Source organism: Herbidospora yilanensis (genome assembly GCF_001570565.1).
Taxonomy (GTDB): Bacteria; Actinomycetota; Actinomycetes; order Streptosporangiales; family Streptosporangiaceae; genus Herbidospora; species Herbidospora yilanensis.
On sequence record NZ_BBXE01000024.1, the window covers coordinates 156,658 to 173,883 of the forward strand.

General features: G+C 72.9%; 6 protein-coding genes. 3 read left to right on the forward strand and 3 right to left on the reverse strand.

Features of this window, described 5'->3' with window-relative positions; all coding sequences use genetic code 11:
• Positions 1-26 precede the first annotated feature (26 nt).
• The gene (gnd, locus tag AW273_RS19170; protein WP_062349700.1) at positions 27-1,466 is read left to right on the forward strand and encodes an NADP-dependent phosphogluconate dehydrogenase; all 1,440 of its coding nucleotides are present in this window, start codon (positions 27-29) and stop codon (positions 1,464-1,466) included.
• A gap of 247 nt (positions 1,467-1,713) precedes the next feature.
• Here the strand turns inward: gnd and AW273_RS19175 are convergent, their stop codons facing one another.
• Positions 1,714-3,054, reverse strand: a complete 1,341-nt coding sequence (locus tag AW273_RS19175) for a condensation domain-containing protein (RefSeq protein WP_198168235.1) — start codon at positions 3,052-3,054, stop codon at positions 1,714-1,716.
• A gap of 65 nt (positions 3,055-3,119) precedes the next feature.
• On the opposite strand from AW273_RS19175, the gene AW273_RS19180 reads away from it, so the two are divergent.
• Positions 3,120-9,719: a non-ribosomal peptide synthetase gene (locus tag AW273_RS19180; RefSeq protein ID WP_062349702.1), complete on the forward strand. Its 6,600-nt coding sequence runs from the start codon at positions 3,120-3,122 to the stop codon at positions 9,717-9,719.
• The gene (locus AW273_RS19185; RefSeq protein WP_062349703.1) at positions 9,716-15,046 is read left to right on the forward strand and encodes a non-ribosomal peptide synthetase/MFS transporter; all 5,331 of its coding nucleotides are present in this window, start codon (positions 9,716-9,718) and stop codon (positions 15,044-15,046) included. Before AW273_RS19180 ends, AW273_RS19185 begins: the two co-directional genes overlap by 4 nt.
• Here AW273_RS19185 and AW273_RS19190 read toward each other — a convergent pair.
• On the reverse strand, positions 15,037-15,657 hold the full coding sequence (locus tag AW273_RS19190) for an HNH endonuclease family protein (RefSeq protein WP_062349704.1): 621 nt from the start codon (positions 15,655-15,657) through the stop codon (positions 15,037-15,039). The genes AW273_RS19185 and AW273_RS19190 overlap by 10 nt on opposite strands.
• Before the next feature lie 164 nt (positions 15,658-15,821).
• Positions 15,822-17,177, reverse strand: a complete 1,356-nt coding sequence (locus AW273_RS19195; RefSeq protein WP_062349705.1) for a condensation domain-containing protein — start codon at positions 17,175-17,177, stop codon at positions 15,822-15,824.
• Between the last annotated feature and the right edge of the window lie 49 nt (positions 17,178-17,226).

A 17,226-nucleotide genomic window follows, 5' to 3' on the forward strand; every position in this document is an offset into this window, starting at 1 on the left:
GCTGCCCGGAAGGATAGGAGCGGCGCATGGACAAGAACGTTTTGGGCACGGCTGACATCGGGGTGACCGGCCTTGCGGTGATGGGCCGGAACCTCGCGAGGAACCTGGCCCACCACGGATACGTCGTCGCGGTGCACAACCGCACCGAGAGCAAGACCCAGGAGCTCGTCGAGAACCACGCCGGAGAGGGCGCGTTCGTGGCGACGGGCACGACGGCGGAGTTCGTGGCGTCGCTCACGAAACCCCGCAAGGCGATCATCATGGTGAAGGCCGGTCCGTCCACCGACGCCGTGATCGAGGACCTGGCGGCCCACATGGAGCCGGGCGACATGATCGTCGACGGCGGGAACGCCCTGTTCTCCGACACCCGTCGCCGCGAGGCGGCGCTGAAGGAGCGCGGGATCCTGTTCGTCGGGACCGGCATCTCCGGCGGTGAGGAGGGCGCGCTCAACGGGCCCAGCATCATGCCGGGCGGCTCGCCGGAGGCCTACAAGTCCCTCGGGCCGATCCTGGAGGACATCTCGGCCAAGGTCGACGGGGTGCCCTGCTGCACCCACGTCGGCGCCGACGGCGCGGGCCACTTCGTGAAGATGGTCCACAACGGCATCGAATACTCCGACATGCAGCTCATCGCGGAGGCCTACGACCTGCTCCGGCAGGCCCTCGGCCGCTCCCCGGGCGAGCTGGCGGAGATCTTCACCGAGTGGAACCGGGGCGACCTCGAGTCCTACCTGATCGAGATCACCGCCGAGGTGCTCGGCCACGTCGACGCCAAGACCGGCCGTCCGTTCGTGGACGTCGTCGCCGACCGCGCCGAGCAGAAGGGCACCGGCCGCTGGACGGTCCAGAACGCCCTCGAACTCGGCGTGCCGGTCACCGGCATCGCCGAGGCGGTGTTCGCGCGCGGCCTGTCGGGTGACGTCACCCGTCGCCAGGCCGCCCGCGACCTGGAGGGCCCGATCGGTTCGGCGCCGAACTACTCCCTGGTCGACGACGTCCGGCAGGCCCTGCTCGCGTCGAAGATCGTGGCGTACGCCCAGGGCTTCGACCAGATGGCCGCGGCCTCCAAGGAGTTCGGCTGGAACATCAACCTCGGTGACATGGCGACGATCTGGCGGGGCGGCTGCATCATCCGGGCCCGCTTCCTCGACCGGATCCGCGACGCCTACGCCAAGGACCCGGGGCTGCCGACGCTGCTGGCCTCGCCGTCCTTCAGCGAGGCGCTGGCCGAGGCGCAGGGCGCCTGGCGCCGGGTCGTCTCCACGGCCGCCTCGATCGGGGTCCCGACGCCCGGGTTCTCGTCGGCGCTGGCCTACTACGACGGCCTCCGCCGCGACCGTCTGCCGGCGGCCCTGATCCAGGGCCTGCGCGACTACTTCGGCGCCCACACCTACCACCGTGTGGACCGCGAAGGGGTCTACCACACCGACTGGAGCGGCGACCGCGCCGAGCACCAGGAGAAGTAGGGACCACGCGGGGCGCCGGTGACCTGACCGCCGGCCCTCCGCACCCCCGTCCCGGACCGTACGGTGACCACGGGCGGCGCGCGCCCGCGCCACCACGATCCGGGCGACGGCGTGGGGGCCGGTGCGCCATTCCCACCGGCCCCCACCCGCCCGCACGTCATTCAGGCTTTGAAGACTGTGCCGGTAAGTGAGACGGCGCTACCGCCGCCCCCGCCCGGCGTGATCCAATGCGCGGGTGCCGGGCCCGTCATCGAAGTTCTTCGAGCAACTCCCGGAAGACGACCGGCAGCTCCTTGACCTGACCTGCGGAGAATCGGTCAAGCTTGCCCGTGAAGGCGAGCTCGTACTCGTCGCCCCGGGGGGTCGCGGTCAGCATCAGGTCGAGCGCGGCGTCGTCGACCTCGTGGTCCCAGACGCGGGCCTCCAGGCCTTCCCACGTGGCCGGGGGCTTCGGGTCGTCGCGGTGGATGAACGAGGTCTGGAACACCGGATGCACGCCCGGGATCCGGGCCACGCCCGCCCGCGAGACCAGGGTGTCGAAGGGGATCTCGTTGGCCAGCGCCCCCGCCGCGGCCTCCCTGACCCTGGTGAGCAGCGCGGGGAACCCCTGCCCGGCGGGCAGCGCGACGCGCAGCGGCAACATGTTCACGAACGTGCCGACGACCGGTTCGAGCTCGCGGCGGGTGCGCGAGGCCGAGACGATGCCGGTGACCAGATCGCGCCGGCCGGTCATCCGCTGCAGCAGCGTGAGATAGGCCGCGCAGAGGGCCACGAACGGCGTCGTCGGCCCGTCGCCCAGCCGCCGCAGCCGGTCGACGGTCTCCCGGCCGACCCTGATCGCGGCGGTCGCCCCCGCCCGGCGGCCCCTGGCGGAAGCGGTCTCCCCAGCGGTCAGGCCCTCGAAGAGCGGGGCCGGGGCGCCGCTCAGGAGGTCGTGCCAGTAGGGGAGGCGTTCGGCGATCCTCGTCTCGGCGCGCTGGGTCGACCAGGCCGCGTAGTCGGCGTACTGGATCGGGAGGTCCGGCCGGGGCAGGCCCGAATAGAGGGCGGCGAGGTCGTCGGCGACGACGCCCAGCGAGCCGCCGTCGGCGGCGATGTGGTGGCAGACCAGGAACAGCCGGTGCTCCTCGGGAGCCACCCGGAACACGGTCAGGCGCAGCAGCGGGCCGTGCCCGACCGGGAAGCGTTCGCCGCTCCGCGCGAGGGCCAGGTCCAAGGCCGCGTGTTCGGGCCGGGGCATGTCGCCGACGTCGAGATACTCCAGGGGAGCGGGCAGCGCGCCGTGAACCACCTGCTCCGGGGTCTCCGTGTACGTCGTCCGGAACACCTCGTGCCGTCGGATCAGCGCGGCGAACGCCTCGGCCAGCCGGGCGAGGTCGAGCCGCCCGGAGAGGGCCACGCCCAGCGTCACGTTGGGCGCGGCGGCCGGGTCGGACTGCTGGGCGAGCCAGATGCGGCGCTGCTCGTGGGAGCACGGGAGCGGGCCGCCGTCCCGCGGAACCGGGGTGACCCCCTGCGGGGCGGCCTTGCGCGCCAGCAGCTTGGCCACCAGAGCGCGGCGCTTGTCGGCCTGTTCGGGCACTGTCATCCCGCGATTGTCGCCGAAGTCCTTGATCGCGGAGAAGTCCTGTTTCATCCCTGGGAGATGGCTGCATGATCGAAACCACCCTGACGAACGTCCCGGCCTTCCTGGACCTCTTCGAGGCCCACGCGGAAGCGTCGCCCGGCCGGGTCGCGGTGGTGTGCGGGGACCGCACGCTGACCTACGGCGACCTGGACGCCGCCGCCCGAGGGGTGGCCCGCCGCCTCGCCGACGCCGGAGTCGGGCCCGGCGACCTCGTCGCCCTCTATGTCGACAGATCGGCGGAGATGGTCGTCGCGTTACTCGGCGTCCTGAAAGCCGGAGCGGCCTACTTACCCCTCGATCCGGGCTACCCCGCCGCCCGGATCGCGATGGTCCTGGAGGACTCCGGGGCTGCGGCCGCCTTGACCAGGCCGCATCTCCGCGACAGTCTCCCCGGCTTCCGGGGGCCGGTCGTCGACGTCGACGGCGCGACCGGCGACGCCGGCGGACGCCGGGACGCCCGCGCCTACGTGCTCTACACCTCCGGCTCGACCGGCCGGCCCAAGGGCGTCGTCATCTCCCACCGGGCCCTGCTCAACTTCCTGACCGGCATGCGCGAGCTCCTCGACGCCGGACCGGACGACGTGTGGCTGGCCCTCACGTCGCTCTCGTTCGACATCTCCGGGCTGGAGCTCTACCTGCCCCTGGTGACCGGCGGCCGGATGGTGATCGCCGACGCCGAGACCGCCCGCGACGGCGCGCGCCTGCGCGACCTCGTCGAGCGGGAGGGTGTCACGCACGTCCAGGCGACCCCCTCGGGCTGGCGGGTCCTCCTCGACGCCGGGTTCGCCGGGAACGTCACCGGCCTGGTCGGCGGTGAGGCGCTGCCGCTCGGGCTGGCCCGCCGGCTCGCCGACCGGTGCGCCCGGCTGGTCAACGTCTACGGCCCGACCGAGACGACCATCTGGTCGACCGCGTGGGACGTGCCGAAGAACCCCGCCCACGTCAGCATCGGCACCCCGATCCTGAACACGACCGTGCACGTCCTCGACGACGACGGACGGCCGGTGGAGGAGGGCGAGCTCTACATCGGGGGCCTCGGCGTCGCCGACGGCTACCTCGGCCGGCCCGCGCTGACCGCCGAGCGCTTCCTGCCGGCCGCCGGGGGCGAGCGCCTCTACCGGACCGGCGACCTGGTCCGCCGCCGCGCCGACGGCGGCCTCGACTTCCTCGGCCGCGCCGACACCCAGGTCAAGCTCCGCGGCCACCGCATCGAGCTGGGCGAGATCGAGACCGTGCTGGAGGAGCTCGACGGCGTCGCGCAGGCGGTGGTGGCGGTGCACGACGAGGTCCTGGTGGCCTACGTCGTCGGGAACCACGGCGACCTTTTGAGCGCGCTGAGAGAGCGTTTGCCGGCGTACATGGTCCCGTCGACCGTGATCTCCCTCGACGCGCTGCCGCTCACCCCCAACGGCAAGGTCGACCGGCTGGCCCTGCCGGCCCCGGCGAAGAGCGCGGGGGAGATCGTCCCCCGTACCGCGACCGAGCGGGTCGTCGCCGAGGCGTTCGCCGAGGTGCTCGGGCTCGACCGGGTCGGCGCGGAGGCCGACTTCTTCGCCGTCGGCGGGCACTCCCTGCTGGCGACCAAGGTCACCGCGCGGCTGACGCGGCGGCTCGGGGTGGAGATCCCCGTCCGGGAGCTGTTCGGGGCGCCGACGGTCGAGGCGCTGGCGGCGGTGCTCGACGGGCTCGACACGGTGTCGGTGCCGCTGGAGCCCCGGCCCGCCGGGTCGCCGGTGCTGCTGTCGCCCGCGCAGGAACGGCTCTGGTTCCTGCACCGCTTCGACCCCGGCGACGCGTCGTGGAACCTGCACCTGACCCGCCGCCTGCGCGGCCCGCTCGACGCCGACGCGCTCGAACACGCCCTCCAGCGGGCCGTCGACCGGCACGAGGCGCTGCGCACCCGCTTCCCCGACGCCGACGGGCGGCCGGTCGCGGTCGTCGAAGACCACTTCCCGCTCCCGCTCGAACGGCTGGCCGCCGAGACCGAGGAGGAGGCCAGGGCGCTGCTGTCGGCGCGGGTCAACGCCCCGTTCGACCTGGCCGCCGCGCCGCCCGTGCGGGCCGCGCTGGTGCGGGTCGGCGGCGAGCACGTGCTCTGCGTGGTCTTCCACGGCATCGCCGGGGACGAGTGGTCGCTCGACGTCCTCGCCGGCGAGCTCACCGCTGACCGCGAGCCGGTCAGGATCCAGCACGGCGACGTCGTGGCCTGGCAGCGCGGCCGGGAGGCGGCCGGGCTCGGCGCCGGCGCGCTCGCCCGCTGGCGCGAGCGGCTGGAAGGCCTGCCGGTGCTCAACCTGCCCGCCGACCGCCCCCGCCCCGCCGTCGCGGCGCGCAGAGGCGCCGTCGTACGGACCGAGCTGGCGGTTCCCCCGCTCGAAGCCCTCGCCCAGGGGCAGGGCACCACCCTGTTCACCGTGCTCCTGGCCGCCTACCAGGCCGTGTTGTCGGCCGAGACCGGCCTGCACGACTTCGCCGTCGGCGCCCCGACCGCCGGGCGCGGCCGGGTCGAGCTGGAGCCGGTGTTCGGCCGCCTCGGCAACGTGCTGGTGCTGCGCGCCGACCTGTCGGGCGACCCGACGTTCGCCGGGCTGCTGGCGCGGGCGCGGGCGACCGTGCTGGCCGCGATGGCCGACGAGGAGGTGCCGGTCGAACGCCTGCTCGCCGAACTCGACCTCGGCCGCGACCTCGGTCAGGCGCCGCTCTTCCAGACCGTGCTCAACCTCGACACCCTCCCGGACACCCTGCCCGAGACGTTCGGCGAGGTGTTCCCGCTCGACCACGTCCCGGCCCGCTACGACCTCACGGTCGACGCCTGGCGCTCCGGCGACACCCTGGCGCTCGACCTCACCTACGACTCGGCCCTGTTCGACGCGGCCCGGATCGAGGCGCTGGCCGCCCGCTTCACCACCCTGCTGGCGGCCGTCGTGCAGACCCCCGACCGGCCGCTGTCCGACCTGCTGTTCCCCGGCGTCACCCTGGGCGGGGCGGCCTGGCGGGCCGAGGGGCTGGCGACCGCTCCCCGGGTCGAGGCCGTCCCGGCCGTCCGCACCCACCGGGCCCCCGAGACCCCCGCCGAACGCCGCATCGCCCGCGTCTTCGGCGAGGTCGTCGGCGTCGGCGACGTCGGGGCCGACGACGACTTCTTCGCCCTCGGCGGCCGGTCGCTGCTGGCCCCCCGCGCGGCGGCGTTGTTGTCGAAGGCGTTCGGCGTGCCGGTCCCGGTGCGGGCGCTGTTCGCCCACCCGACCGTCGCCGGGCTGGCCGCCGCCATCGGCGCCGACCCCGGCGTCGTCCCGCTGGAACCCCGCGAGCCCGGCACCCCCGTGCCGCTGTCGGCGGCGCAGGAACGCCTGTGGTTCATGGACCACTTCGACCCCGGCGACGCCTCCGGCAACATGTACCTGGCCCGCCGCCTCCACGGCCCCCTCGACCTGGCCCGGTTCGCCGACGCCTACCGCGCCCTGGTCGACCGGCACGAGTCGCTGCGCACCCGCTTCCCGGCCGACGACGGCAGGCCCACGCTGGTCATCGATCCGCCCGGCGGCGGCACGATCGAGTGGATCGCCCTCCCCGAGGACGCCGTCGCCGACTTCTGCGCCGAACTCGTCAACACCCCGTTCGACCTGGCGGCGGCTCCTCCCGTCAGGGCCACGCTGGTGCAGATCAGCCCCGACGACCACGTGCTCTGCGTCGCGATGCACCACATCATCGCCGACGGCTACTCGGTCAACGTGATGATCACCGAACTCGCCGCCCTGTACGACGGCGCCGACCTCCCCCCGCTCCCGGTCCAGGCCGGCGACGTGTCGTTGTGGCAACTCCGGCGGGAGGCCCTCGACGAAGGCGCGGCGGCGCTGGCGCACTGGAAGGAGAAACTGGCCGGCGTACCGGCCCTGGAACTGCCCCTCGACCACCCGCGCCCCCTCGACGGCGCCCGGGTCGGCGCGGAGCTGAGCGTCCAGGCCCCCGCCGACCTCGTCGCCCGGCTGGAGGCGATCGGCCGCGACAGCGGCACGACGTTGTTCATGGTGCTGCTCGCCGCCTACCAGGCGGTGCTGTCACGGCACACCGGCCAGCACGACTTCGCGGTCGGCTCCCCGACGGCCGCCCGCGAACGCGTCGAGCTGGAGTCGGTGATCGGCTACCTGGCCCACACGCTGGTCCTGCGGGCCGACCTGAGCGGCGACCCCGGCTTCGACGAACTGCTCCGCCGGACGTGGGCCACCCTCGTCGACGCGCTGGCCCACCAGGACGTCCCGGTCGAACGCCTCAAGTCGGTGCTGGGCGTGCGCCGCGACCTCGGCCAGTCGGCCCTCTTCCAGACCATGCTGATCCTGCACAGCCACACCTCGGAGGGCAACCTCCCGGAGACCTTCGGCGGCCTCCGCCACGAGCCCTACGACGCCGGCGCCATCAAGACGGCCTTCGACCTGACCCTCACGGTCTGGCCGGTCGCCGAGGGCCTCAACCTCGTCTTCGACTACGACCTGGCCCTCTTCGACACCTCGACGGTCGAGCGCTTCGCCGCCCGCCTCCTGTCCTGCCTGCACGAGATCGCCGCCGACCCGACCGCCCCTCTGTCGTCCCTGACGATGCGCACCCCCGAGGACGAGACGGCCCTGGCGGAGTGGGGCGGCGGACCGGACCTCCCCCTCCCCGAGGGCACCCTCCTCGACCTGATCGCCCCCGGCGACCGGATCGCGGTCGACGACCTCACCTACCGCGACCTGCTGACGGCGGCCGACACGCTGGCCGCGCGGTTGACCGCGCTCGGCGTCGGGCGCGGCGACGTCGTCGCCATCCTCGCCGAACGCTCCACCCGGGCGTTGACGGGCATGCTGGCGGTCATGAAGGCGGGCGCGGCCTACCTGCCGCTCGACCCGGCCTATCCGGAGGCGCGCATCTCCTTCGTCCTGGACGACGCCCGGCCGAAGGTCCTCCTCGCCGATCGGGAACCGCGGGGAACCGGAGACCTCCCGGTCATCCGCCTCGACACCCCGGCGACCGGCTCCCTCCGAAGTCCCGAAATTTCGTGCGGCGCGAACGATGACGGGAATTCCGCCGCGCGGGACCTTGCCGCCCTGCCAAGTGCCGAAATTTCGGGCGGCGCGAACGATGACGGGAATTCCGCCGCGCGGGACCTTGCCGCCCTGCCAAGTGCCGAGGTTTCGGGCGGCGCGGAGGATGGCGGGAATTCCGCCCAGCGGAACCTTGCCACCCTGCCGAGTCACGAAATTTCGGGCGGCGTGCCGGTAGAGGGGGATGTGACCGCCGCCGTCGGTGAGTGGTCCGGCTCTCCAAGTCCGGAAGTGTCGGGTGGGCCGCGGCCCGAAGATCCCGCCTACGTCCTCTACACCTCGGGTTCGACCGGAAAGCCGAAGGGGGTCGTGGTTCCCCATCGGGCGCTGCTCAACTTCCTCGTCTCCATGCGGGAGCTGCTCGGGTCGACGCCCGATGACGTCTGGCTGGCGCTCACCTCGCTCTCGTTCGACATCTCCGGCCTGGAGCTCTACCTGCCGCTCGTCACCGGCGGCCGGATCGTCGTCGCCGATCCCGACATCGCGCTCGACGGGCCGGCGCTCGCGCGGCGGATCGCCGAAGGCGGGGTCACGCACGTCCAGGCCACCCCCTCCGGCTGGCGGGTGCTGCTCGAAGGGGACCTCCCGCGGGTGACGGCCCTCGTCGGCGGCGAGGCGCTGCCTCCCGGGCTGGCGAAGGAGCTGAAGGCCAGGGCGGGCAGGGTCGTGAACGTCTACGGCCCGACCGAGACCACCATCTGGTCGACCGCCTGGGAGGTGCCCGACGATCCGGGGGAGATATCGATCGGGCGGCCCATCGGCAACACCACCGTCGCCGTCGTCGACGCCGGGCTGAACCCGGTGCCGCCGCGCGCCCCGGGGGAGCTCGTCATCGGCGGGCTCGGGCTGGCCGACGGTTATCTGCGGCGTCCCGAGCTGACCGCCGAGCGGTTCGTCGGCGGGGTCTACCGCACCGGTGACCTGGTCCGCTGGAACTGGGACGGCACGCTGGAGTTCCTGGGCCGCAACGACGACCAGGTCAAGCTGCGCGGGCACCGGATCGAGCTCGGCGAGGTCGAGTCGGCGCTCGAAGGGCTCGACGGCGTCTCCCGGGCCGCCGTGGCGGTCAGGGGCGACGTGCTGGTCGCCTACGTCGTGGGAGACACCGCGGGCCTGCGGGAACGGCTGGTCGAGCGGCTGCCGGCCGGTTACGTGCCCAACGTGTTCGTCCCGCTCGACGCGCTGCCGCTCACCCCGAACGGCAAGCTCGACCGGCTCGCGCTGCCCGAACCCGAACCGCGGCGGCAGGAGACGTTCGTCGCCCCCCGGTCCGACGCCGAGGCGCTGGTCGCCGACGTCTGGAGCGAACTGCTGGGCGTCGAGGGCATCGGCGCGTTCGACGACTTCTTCCAGCTCGGCGGGCACTCGCTGCTGGCCGTACGGGTCGCGGCGCGCATGGAGAGCACGGTCGGCGTCACGGTGCCGATCCGGACCCTGTTCACGCACACCACCGTCGAGACCCTCGGCCAGGCGGTCGAGGACCTGCTGCTGGCCGAGCTCGGCGACCTGTCCGACGAAGAGGCGCTCGCCCTGCTGGAGGAGTCATGACCCAGGACATCTCCGCCGCCAAGCGGGCCCTGATCCAGCAGCGGCTCCGCCGCCGCACCGCCAAGGCCGTCATCACCCCCCGCGAACCGGGTGTGGTGCCGCCGCTGTCGCACGCGCAGGAACGGTTGTGGTTCCTGGAGCAGTACCGGCCCGGCACGACCGCCTACACGGTCCCGTTCGCGGTCTGGCTGGAGGGCGAGCTCTCCGCCGACGCCCTGCGCGACGCGCTGACCCAGGTCACCGCCCGGCACGAGACGCTGCGCACCCGCTTCACCACCACCGACGACGGCCGGCCGGAACTCGTCGTCGTCGACGAACCGGTCGTCGACCTGACCGTGCGCGAGGCCGCCGACGCCGAGGAGGCCCGGCGGCTGATCTCGGCCGACCTCGCCCGGCCGTTCGACCTGGCGACCGGGCCGCTGCTACGGGCCACGCTCGTCCGGATCTCGGACGACCAGCACGTGCTCCAGCTCGCCGCCCACCACGCCGTCACCGACGGCTGGTCGGGCGACGTGCTGCTGGGCGACATCCTGACCCTGCTCGCCGGGAGGGAACCGGCGCCGCTGCCGGTGCAGTACGGCGACTACGCCCTCTGGCAGCGGGGCCGGGTCTTCCAGTCGGACATCGACTACTGGCGCGACCGGCTGGCCCACCTGCCGCCGCTCGACCTGCCCGCCGACCTGCCCCGCCCGCCGGAGCAGAGCGCCAGGGGGGCCGAGCACGGCTTCCAGCTCGACGGGGAACTCGTCGCCGCGCTGACCGAGATGGGGAACACGCGCGGGGCGACGCCGTACATGACCTTCCTGGCCGCGCTGCAGGTCCTCCTCGGCCGCTGGTCGGGACAGGACGACTTCGCCGTCGGCACCCCGGTCAGCGGGCGCGGCCAGCCCGAGCTCGACGGGCTGGTCGGCATGTTCGTCAACACCCTCGCCATGCGGGCCGACCTCGACGGCGACCCGGCCTTCACCGACCTGCTCGACCGCGTGAAGGAGGGCGCGCTCGACGCCTTCTCCCACCAGGAGCTTCCGTTCGACCAGCTCGTCAACGAGCTCAACGTCGAACGCGACGTCAGCCGCACGCCGATCTTCCAGGTGCTGTTCGCGTTGCAGAACTACCAGACCGGACCGGCGGGCGCCGACGTCATCAAGGTCACCGGCTTCTCGGCCGAGGTGACCGCCGCCCGGTTCGACCTGGCGCTCTACCTGTACGAGGGCCCGCAGGGCATGGGCGCCTCGTTCATCTACTGCACCGACCTGTTCCAGCCGTCGACCGTGCGGAGGCTGGCCGAGTCGTTCCAGACGCTGCTGCGGTCGATCGCGGCCGACCCGTCGGCCCGGATCTCCACGCTCGATCTGCTGCCCGCGCACGAGGCGGCCACGACCCTGGCGTTCGGGGAGTCGGCCGGGCCGCAGCCGCTCGACGCCACCCTGCTGCACCACACGGTGCGGGTGTCCGACGCCCCGGCCGTGGTGTTCGGCGACGACACCCTCACCTACCGGGAGCTCGACCGGCGGGCCAACCACCTGGCCCGGCGGCTCGTCGGGCACGGTGTGCGGCCCGGCGAGCGGGTCGCGGTCTGCCTGGAGCAGTCGGTCGACATCGCCGTGGCGATCCTGGGCGTGCTGAAGTCGGGGGCCGCCTACGTGCCGGTCGACCCCGAGCTGCCGGCGGCGCGCATGGCGTACATGATCGAGGACGCCGGGATCGCCCTCGCGGTGACCACCCCCGAGCTGCGGCCCGGCGGGGTCACCGGGGTCCTCCTCGACGGCGGGGTGGCCGACACCCCTCCCGAGGTCGACGTCGCGCCCGATGACCTGGCCTACGTCATCTACACGTCCGGGACGACCGGGCGGCCGAAGGGCGTCGCGGTGCAGCACCGGGAGGTGCTGGTCTATCTGGCCGGGGTGCACGAGCGGTTCGCGGTCGAGCCCGGCTCGGAGTTCGCGCTGCTCCAGTCGCTCGCCTTCGACTTCGGCATCACCGTCTTCTACCTGTCGCTGATGACGGGCGGCTGCCTGCACCTGCTGCCGCCGAAGACGGCCGCGCCCGATCTCGCGGCGTACTTCCGGCTCTACCCGCCCGACTACCTCAAGATCACGCCCTCGCATCTGGCCGCGCTGCTGGCCGAGGCCGACCCGGCCGAGCTGCTGCCCCGCAGGCTCCTGGTCCTCGGCGGCGAGGCGGCCCCGGCCGAATGGGCCGCCGAGCTGGCGAAAAGGGTCCGGGTCGTCAACCACTACGGGCCCACCGAGGCCACCGTCGGCGTCACCACCCACGAGGTCGGCGCCGAGAAGGGCCTGCTGCCCATCGGCCGCCCGCTTCCGGGCGCGACGGTGCGGTTGCTCGACGCCAACGGCCGTCCGGTCCCGATCGGCATGCCCGGGGAGATCCACCTCGGCGGCGCACGCCTGGCGCGCGGCTACCTCGGGCGCCCGGCGCTGACCGCCGAGAAGTTCGTCCCCGACCCGTACGGCCCCCCGGGAGCCCGCCTCTACCGGACCGGCGACCTCGGCCGCTGGCTGGAGTCGGGCGAGCTCCAGTTCCTGGGCCGCCGCGACCTCCAGGTCAAGGTGCGCGGCTACCGGGTGGAGCTCGGCGAGATCGAGACGCTCCTGGGCGCCTACGACGGCGTCGCCCAGGCCGTGGTCGAACTCCGCGACCAGCGCCTGGTGGCCTACCTGGCCGGCGTCGGCGACACCGCCGCGCTGCGCGCCTGGCTGAAGGACCGCCTGCCCGACTACATGGTCCCGGCCCGGTACGTCTGGCTCGACCGCCTCCCGCTGAAGTCGCACGGCAAGGTCGACCGGGCGGCGCTGCCCGACCCGGCGGCGGTGGCCGAGCCGACGGCCGCGTTCACCGACCCGGAGACCGAGCTGGAGGAGCTCGTCGCCGGGATCTGGGCCGCCGTGCTGGGCCTGGAGCGGGTCAGCGTGACCGACGACTTCTTCGACCTCGGCGGCCACTCGCTGCTGGCCATGCAGGTCGTCGCCCGGCTGCGCAAGGCCGGGCACGTCGCCACCCTGCTCGACCTGTTCAAGCACCCGACCGTCCGCGACCTGGCGCACCTCCTCGACCCGTCGACCGAGAAGGCGCCGGGCGGCCTGCTGCACCGGCTGACCCCGTCGCGGCCCGCCCGCGCCACGGTCGTCTGCGCCCCCTACGGCGGCGGCAGCGCCGTCATCTACAAGCCGCTGGCCGACGCCCTGCCCGACGACTGGGCCCTGTTCTCCCTGGCCGTGCCGGGCAACGAACTCGGCGAAGAGCCGCGCCCCATGAACGAGGTCGCCAAGGAGTACGCCGACGAGATCCTCGCCAAGGTCAAGGGCCCGATCGTCCTGTACGGCCACTGCGGGCTCGGCGGCATGATCAGCATCGAGGCCGCCCGCCACCTGGAAGCGGCCGGGCGCGCCCCCGAGGCCGTCTACCTGGGCGGCGCCTTCCCGTTCGCCCGCCCGAAGGGCCCGTTCTCCCGGATCGGCGTCTGGCTGGAGGAGCTGGGCGGCGACCAGGGCCGCATCAACGCCCTCAGCGCCGCCGGCCTGGACGTCGCCGAGTTCGACCAGGAGGAGCTCAAGCTCATCGTGGCCAACCGCAGGACCGGCACCCGGGAGGCCGAGGAGTACTTCACCGAGGTCTTCGAGAAGGAGCTGCCGCCGCTGTCGGCCCCGGTCATCGCGGTGGTGGGGGAGCGCGACCCCGCGATGGAGTACTACCAGGAGCGGTTCCGCGAATGGCACTGCGTGGCCGACACCACCGCCTGCGTCGTGCTCGACGAGGCCGCCCACTACTTCGTGAAGTACCGCAACGAAGAGCTGGCCACGATCGTCACCCACACCCACCGGGCCATCGCCGAGGGCACCACCGGGACGCTGGAGAGGACGACCGGCGCGGAGACCTGGTGGCTGGAGGGCCTGTCGGTCGTCGGCGCGCCCGAGGGCGACCGGCCTCGGCCTGAGGTCCACGTGGGGCCGAAGCCGGGCATGAAGCGCTTCGCCGCGCTGGCCGCCGGGCAGCTCGTGTCCATCACCGGGACGGCGCTCACCGAGTTCGCGCTGCCGTTGTGGATCTACATGACCACCGGCTCGCTGGTGAACTTCGCGCTGTTCTCCGTGCTGGCGCTGGTGCCGGGAATGCTCGCCGCGCCGCTGGCCGGAACCGTCGTCGACCGGTTCGACCGGCGCAAGGTCATCCTCGCCAGCGACATCGCCGCGGGCGGCACCCAGCTCGCCCTCGGCGTGCTCGTGTGGACCGGGAACCTGCTGGTCTGGCACGTCTACCCGCTGCTGGTGGTGCTCTCGCTGGCGCTCACCTTCCAGCGGGTCGCCTGGGCCGCGGCGGTGCCGCAGATCGTGCCGAAACGGTTCCTCGGGCACGCCAACGGGCTCATGGGCATGGTCGGCGGCCTGGCCAACCTGGTGCCGCCGCTGGCGGCGGCCGGGCTCATGTCGGTCGTCGGGCTCGGCGGCATCCTGGTCATCGACGTCGTCAGCTACACCGTGGCGATCATCACGGTGCTGGTCGTGAGGTTCCCCAAGACGATGGGCTGGCGGCGTCGGGAACCGCTGCTCACCGAACTGGTCAACGGGCTGAAGTTCACGTGGGGCAACCGCGGCATCCGGAGCATGCTGCTGTTCTTCGCCGTGGTGAACCTGTTCATGTCGCCGCTGTTCCTGCTCGTCTCGCCGCTCGTGCTCAGCTTCGGCGACCTCCAGGACGTCGGCCGGGTCACCTTCGCCGGCGGCCTCGGCGTGTTCGTCGGCGGCCTGCTCATGACCATCTGGGGCGGCCCGAGGCGTCGCCGCCTGCGGGGTCAGCTCTGGTCGACGGTGGCGCTGTCGGCGGGCGCGGTCGTGGTCGGGGCGCAGGAGAACCTGGTCGTGATCGCCGCCGGGGTGTTCGGCATGTTCTTCTCGCTGACCGTCCTGAACGGCATCTACAACACGATCATCCAGGTCAAGGTCCCGCAGCGGTTCCACGGCCGGGTCTTCGCGCTGAACCAGCTCGTCGCCTTCTCCACCCTGCCGATCGGCTACGGCCTGGTCGCCCCCTACGGCACCGCCCTCTTCGAGCCGCTCATGGTCGAGGGCGGCCTGCTGGCCGGATCGGCCGGGCTCGTCATCGGCACCGGGGAGGGGCGCGGGATCGCGCTCATGTACGTGCTGTTCGCGCTCGTCATGGCGACGGCCGTCCTGGTGGCCCGGTTCATCAGAGGGCTCTGGTACTTCGACGACCGGGTCCCCGACGCGCTCCCCGACGACCTCATCGGCCAGGAGATGCTGAAGGGGGCCGGACGGACCGGCCCCCTCGCGGCCAGCGGTCAGCAGTAGCCGAGCATCGAGTTCAGGGCCGTCTTCTCCGCCGACTGGAGCTTCAGGGAGTACTTGTACTTCACGGCGATCCACGACTTGGCGTAGGTGCAGTAGAAGGCGGTCCTGGACGGCTTCCACGCCGCCGGGTCCTTGTCGCCCTTCGACTGGTTGACGTTGTCGGTCACGGCCCAGAGCTGCGGGCTCGACAGGTCGTTGGCGAACTGCTCGCGGCGGCTGGTGGTCCAGGCGTGCGCGCCCGACTTCCACGCCTCCGAGAGCGGCACCATGTGGTCGATGTCGACGTCGGATGCGGCGGTCCAGGTGGCGCCGTCGTAGGGCGAATACCAGCTACCGGAGGTCGCGGCGCAGGAGGAGTTGACCACGACGCCGGTGCCGTCGCGCTTGAGCACCTCCTCCCGGGTGTTGCACGCCCCGGAGACGGTGCTCCAGTGCGGGAACAGGTCGCGGTTGTACGACCCGGAGTTGGCCTCGGCGGCCACGGTCAGCGCGTTGAGCTGGCTGACGGCGGTGGAGTAGGAGGGGATGCCGGGAGGGGTGGCGGAGGCGGGGGTGGCGAGCAGGGCGAGGGTGGCGATCGAGGCCACGCCTAAGGAGAGGGCACGCCGCACGGGGGGCTCCTTGAGAGGTTGTGAACCTTGTCAAGGCTGACTCTCACATCGCTGACAAAATCCTGAAATATCATGCTTTGACTACCGGCGGCACCCCTCTTCGTGGAGACGCGCTGGGGACAAGGCGGACATAAACCCCAGTTCACCGCCCGTCCGCCGTGAAGTCACCGCAACACCCGCAGATCCACCGGCCGGGTGTCCCGGTAGGACGACTCGACGACGAGTTCCTCGACCCCGCGCATCAGCGTCACCATCCGGTCGCGCGGGAACCGGCACGTGTCGGCCGTCAGGCCGATCGCGAGCGTCCCGGCCTGCCGGGTGACCACGAAGCAGAAGTCGCAGTTGAAGTGCTCCACGCCGGGCAGCCACTCCACGTCGGCCGGGCACGGGCCGTCGGGCGCCACCTGCGTGGCCGTCCGCTGCTCGACCGGCCGGACGTCGTTGAAGCAGCACGACGGGTAGACCCGCACGTTCCGGTCGGCGCTCACCTTCTCCACCATCGCGTCCCAGGCCCGCTGGTCGTACTGGGCGTGGCGGTAGGAGCGCATCGCGTCGGAGTGGGACTGCTCCAGCGTCTTGGCCAGCGGCGCGAGGGGGTCGTTCCGCAGCGTGAACAGGCCGAGCTGGGTGAGCGTGGCGACCAGGTTGCGGGTGGCGGGCCGGTAGCGGTTGTGCACGATCGGGGTGATCGCGCAGACGTCGTGCCCGAGCAGCGGGCCCAGCAGCACGGTCACCGCGGTCATCAGCACCGTCGCGGTGCTGACGTGGTGGCGGGCGGCCACGACCGCGACCGCGTCCTCCAGGGCGTGCGACTCCAGGACGGCCCGGCTCCAGCGCGGCTCGGCCGGCGGGCCGACCACGGTGGGGAACATCGTGGGCGGGATGCGCCGGTAGCCCTTCTCCCAGTGGGCCAGCGCCGCCTCCGAGCGGTAGCGGCCGACGCCCGACTCCTCCTCGGTGACCAGGTCGAGCAACTGCTGCGACGGCTGCACGGGGAAGGCGCCGCGCAGCAGCAGGTGGCGCAGCTCGCGGGCCACCAGGTCGGCGGCGTAGTCGTCGGCGGCCAGATGGCACAACACGAACACCACGTGCCGGACCCGGCCCCCGACGACGACCAGGCCGAACCGGGCCGGCCACTCGTCGCCGGGCGCGAACGCCGTGCGGGCCAGCTCGGCCAGCAGCACCTCGGCGACCTCGTCGGCCTCGTCGTCGGCACACTCGGCCAGCCGGATCGGCAGCGTGCCCTCGCCGTGCACGACCTGGTAGGGCTCGCCGTCCTCGTCGACGTGGGTCCTGGCCCTGAGGGCCTCGTGCCGGAGGATCAGCGCGGCCACGGCGGCGACCACGTCCTCCAGCGGGAAGGGGCCGCGCCCTCGGGCGAAGGCGATCAGCCGGGCGATGTTGAAGAAGTGGGCGTTGGCCGGCCCGGCCTGCTGGATCGCGTCCCAGATGGCGCGCTGCCCCCAGGCCAGCCGCGCCCGCCCCGACCGGGCTCCGGCGAATTCGGCGATAACTGTCACGGAGTACTCCAAAGCCCCGGTGCGTGTTCTGGCCGAACACGCACCGGGG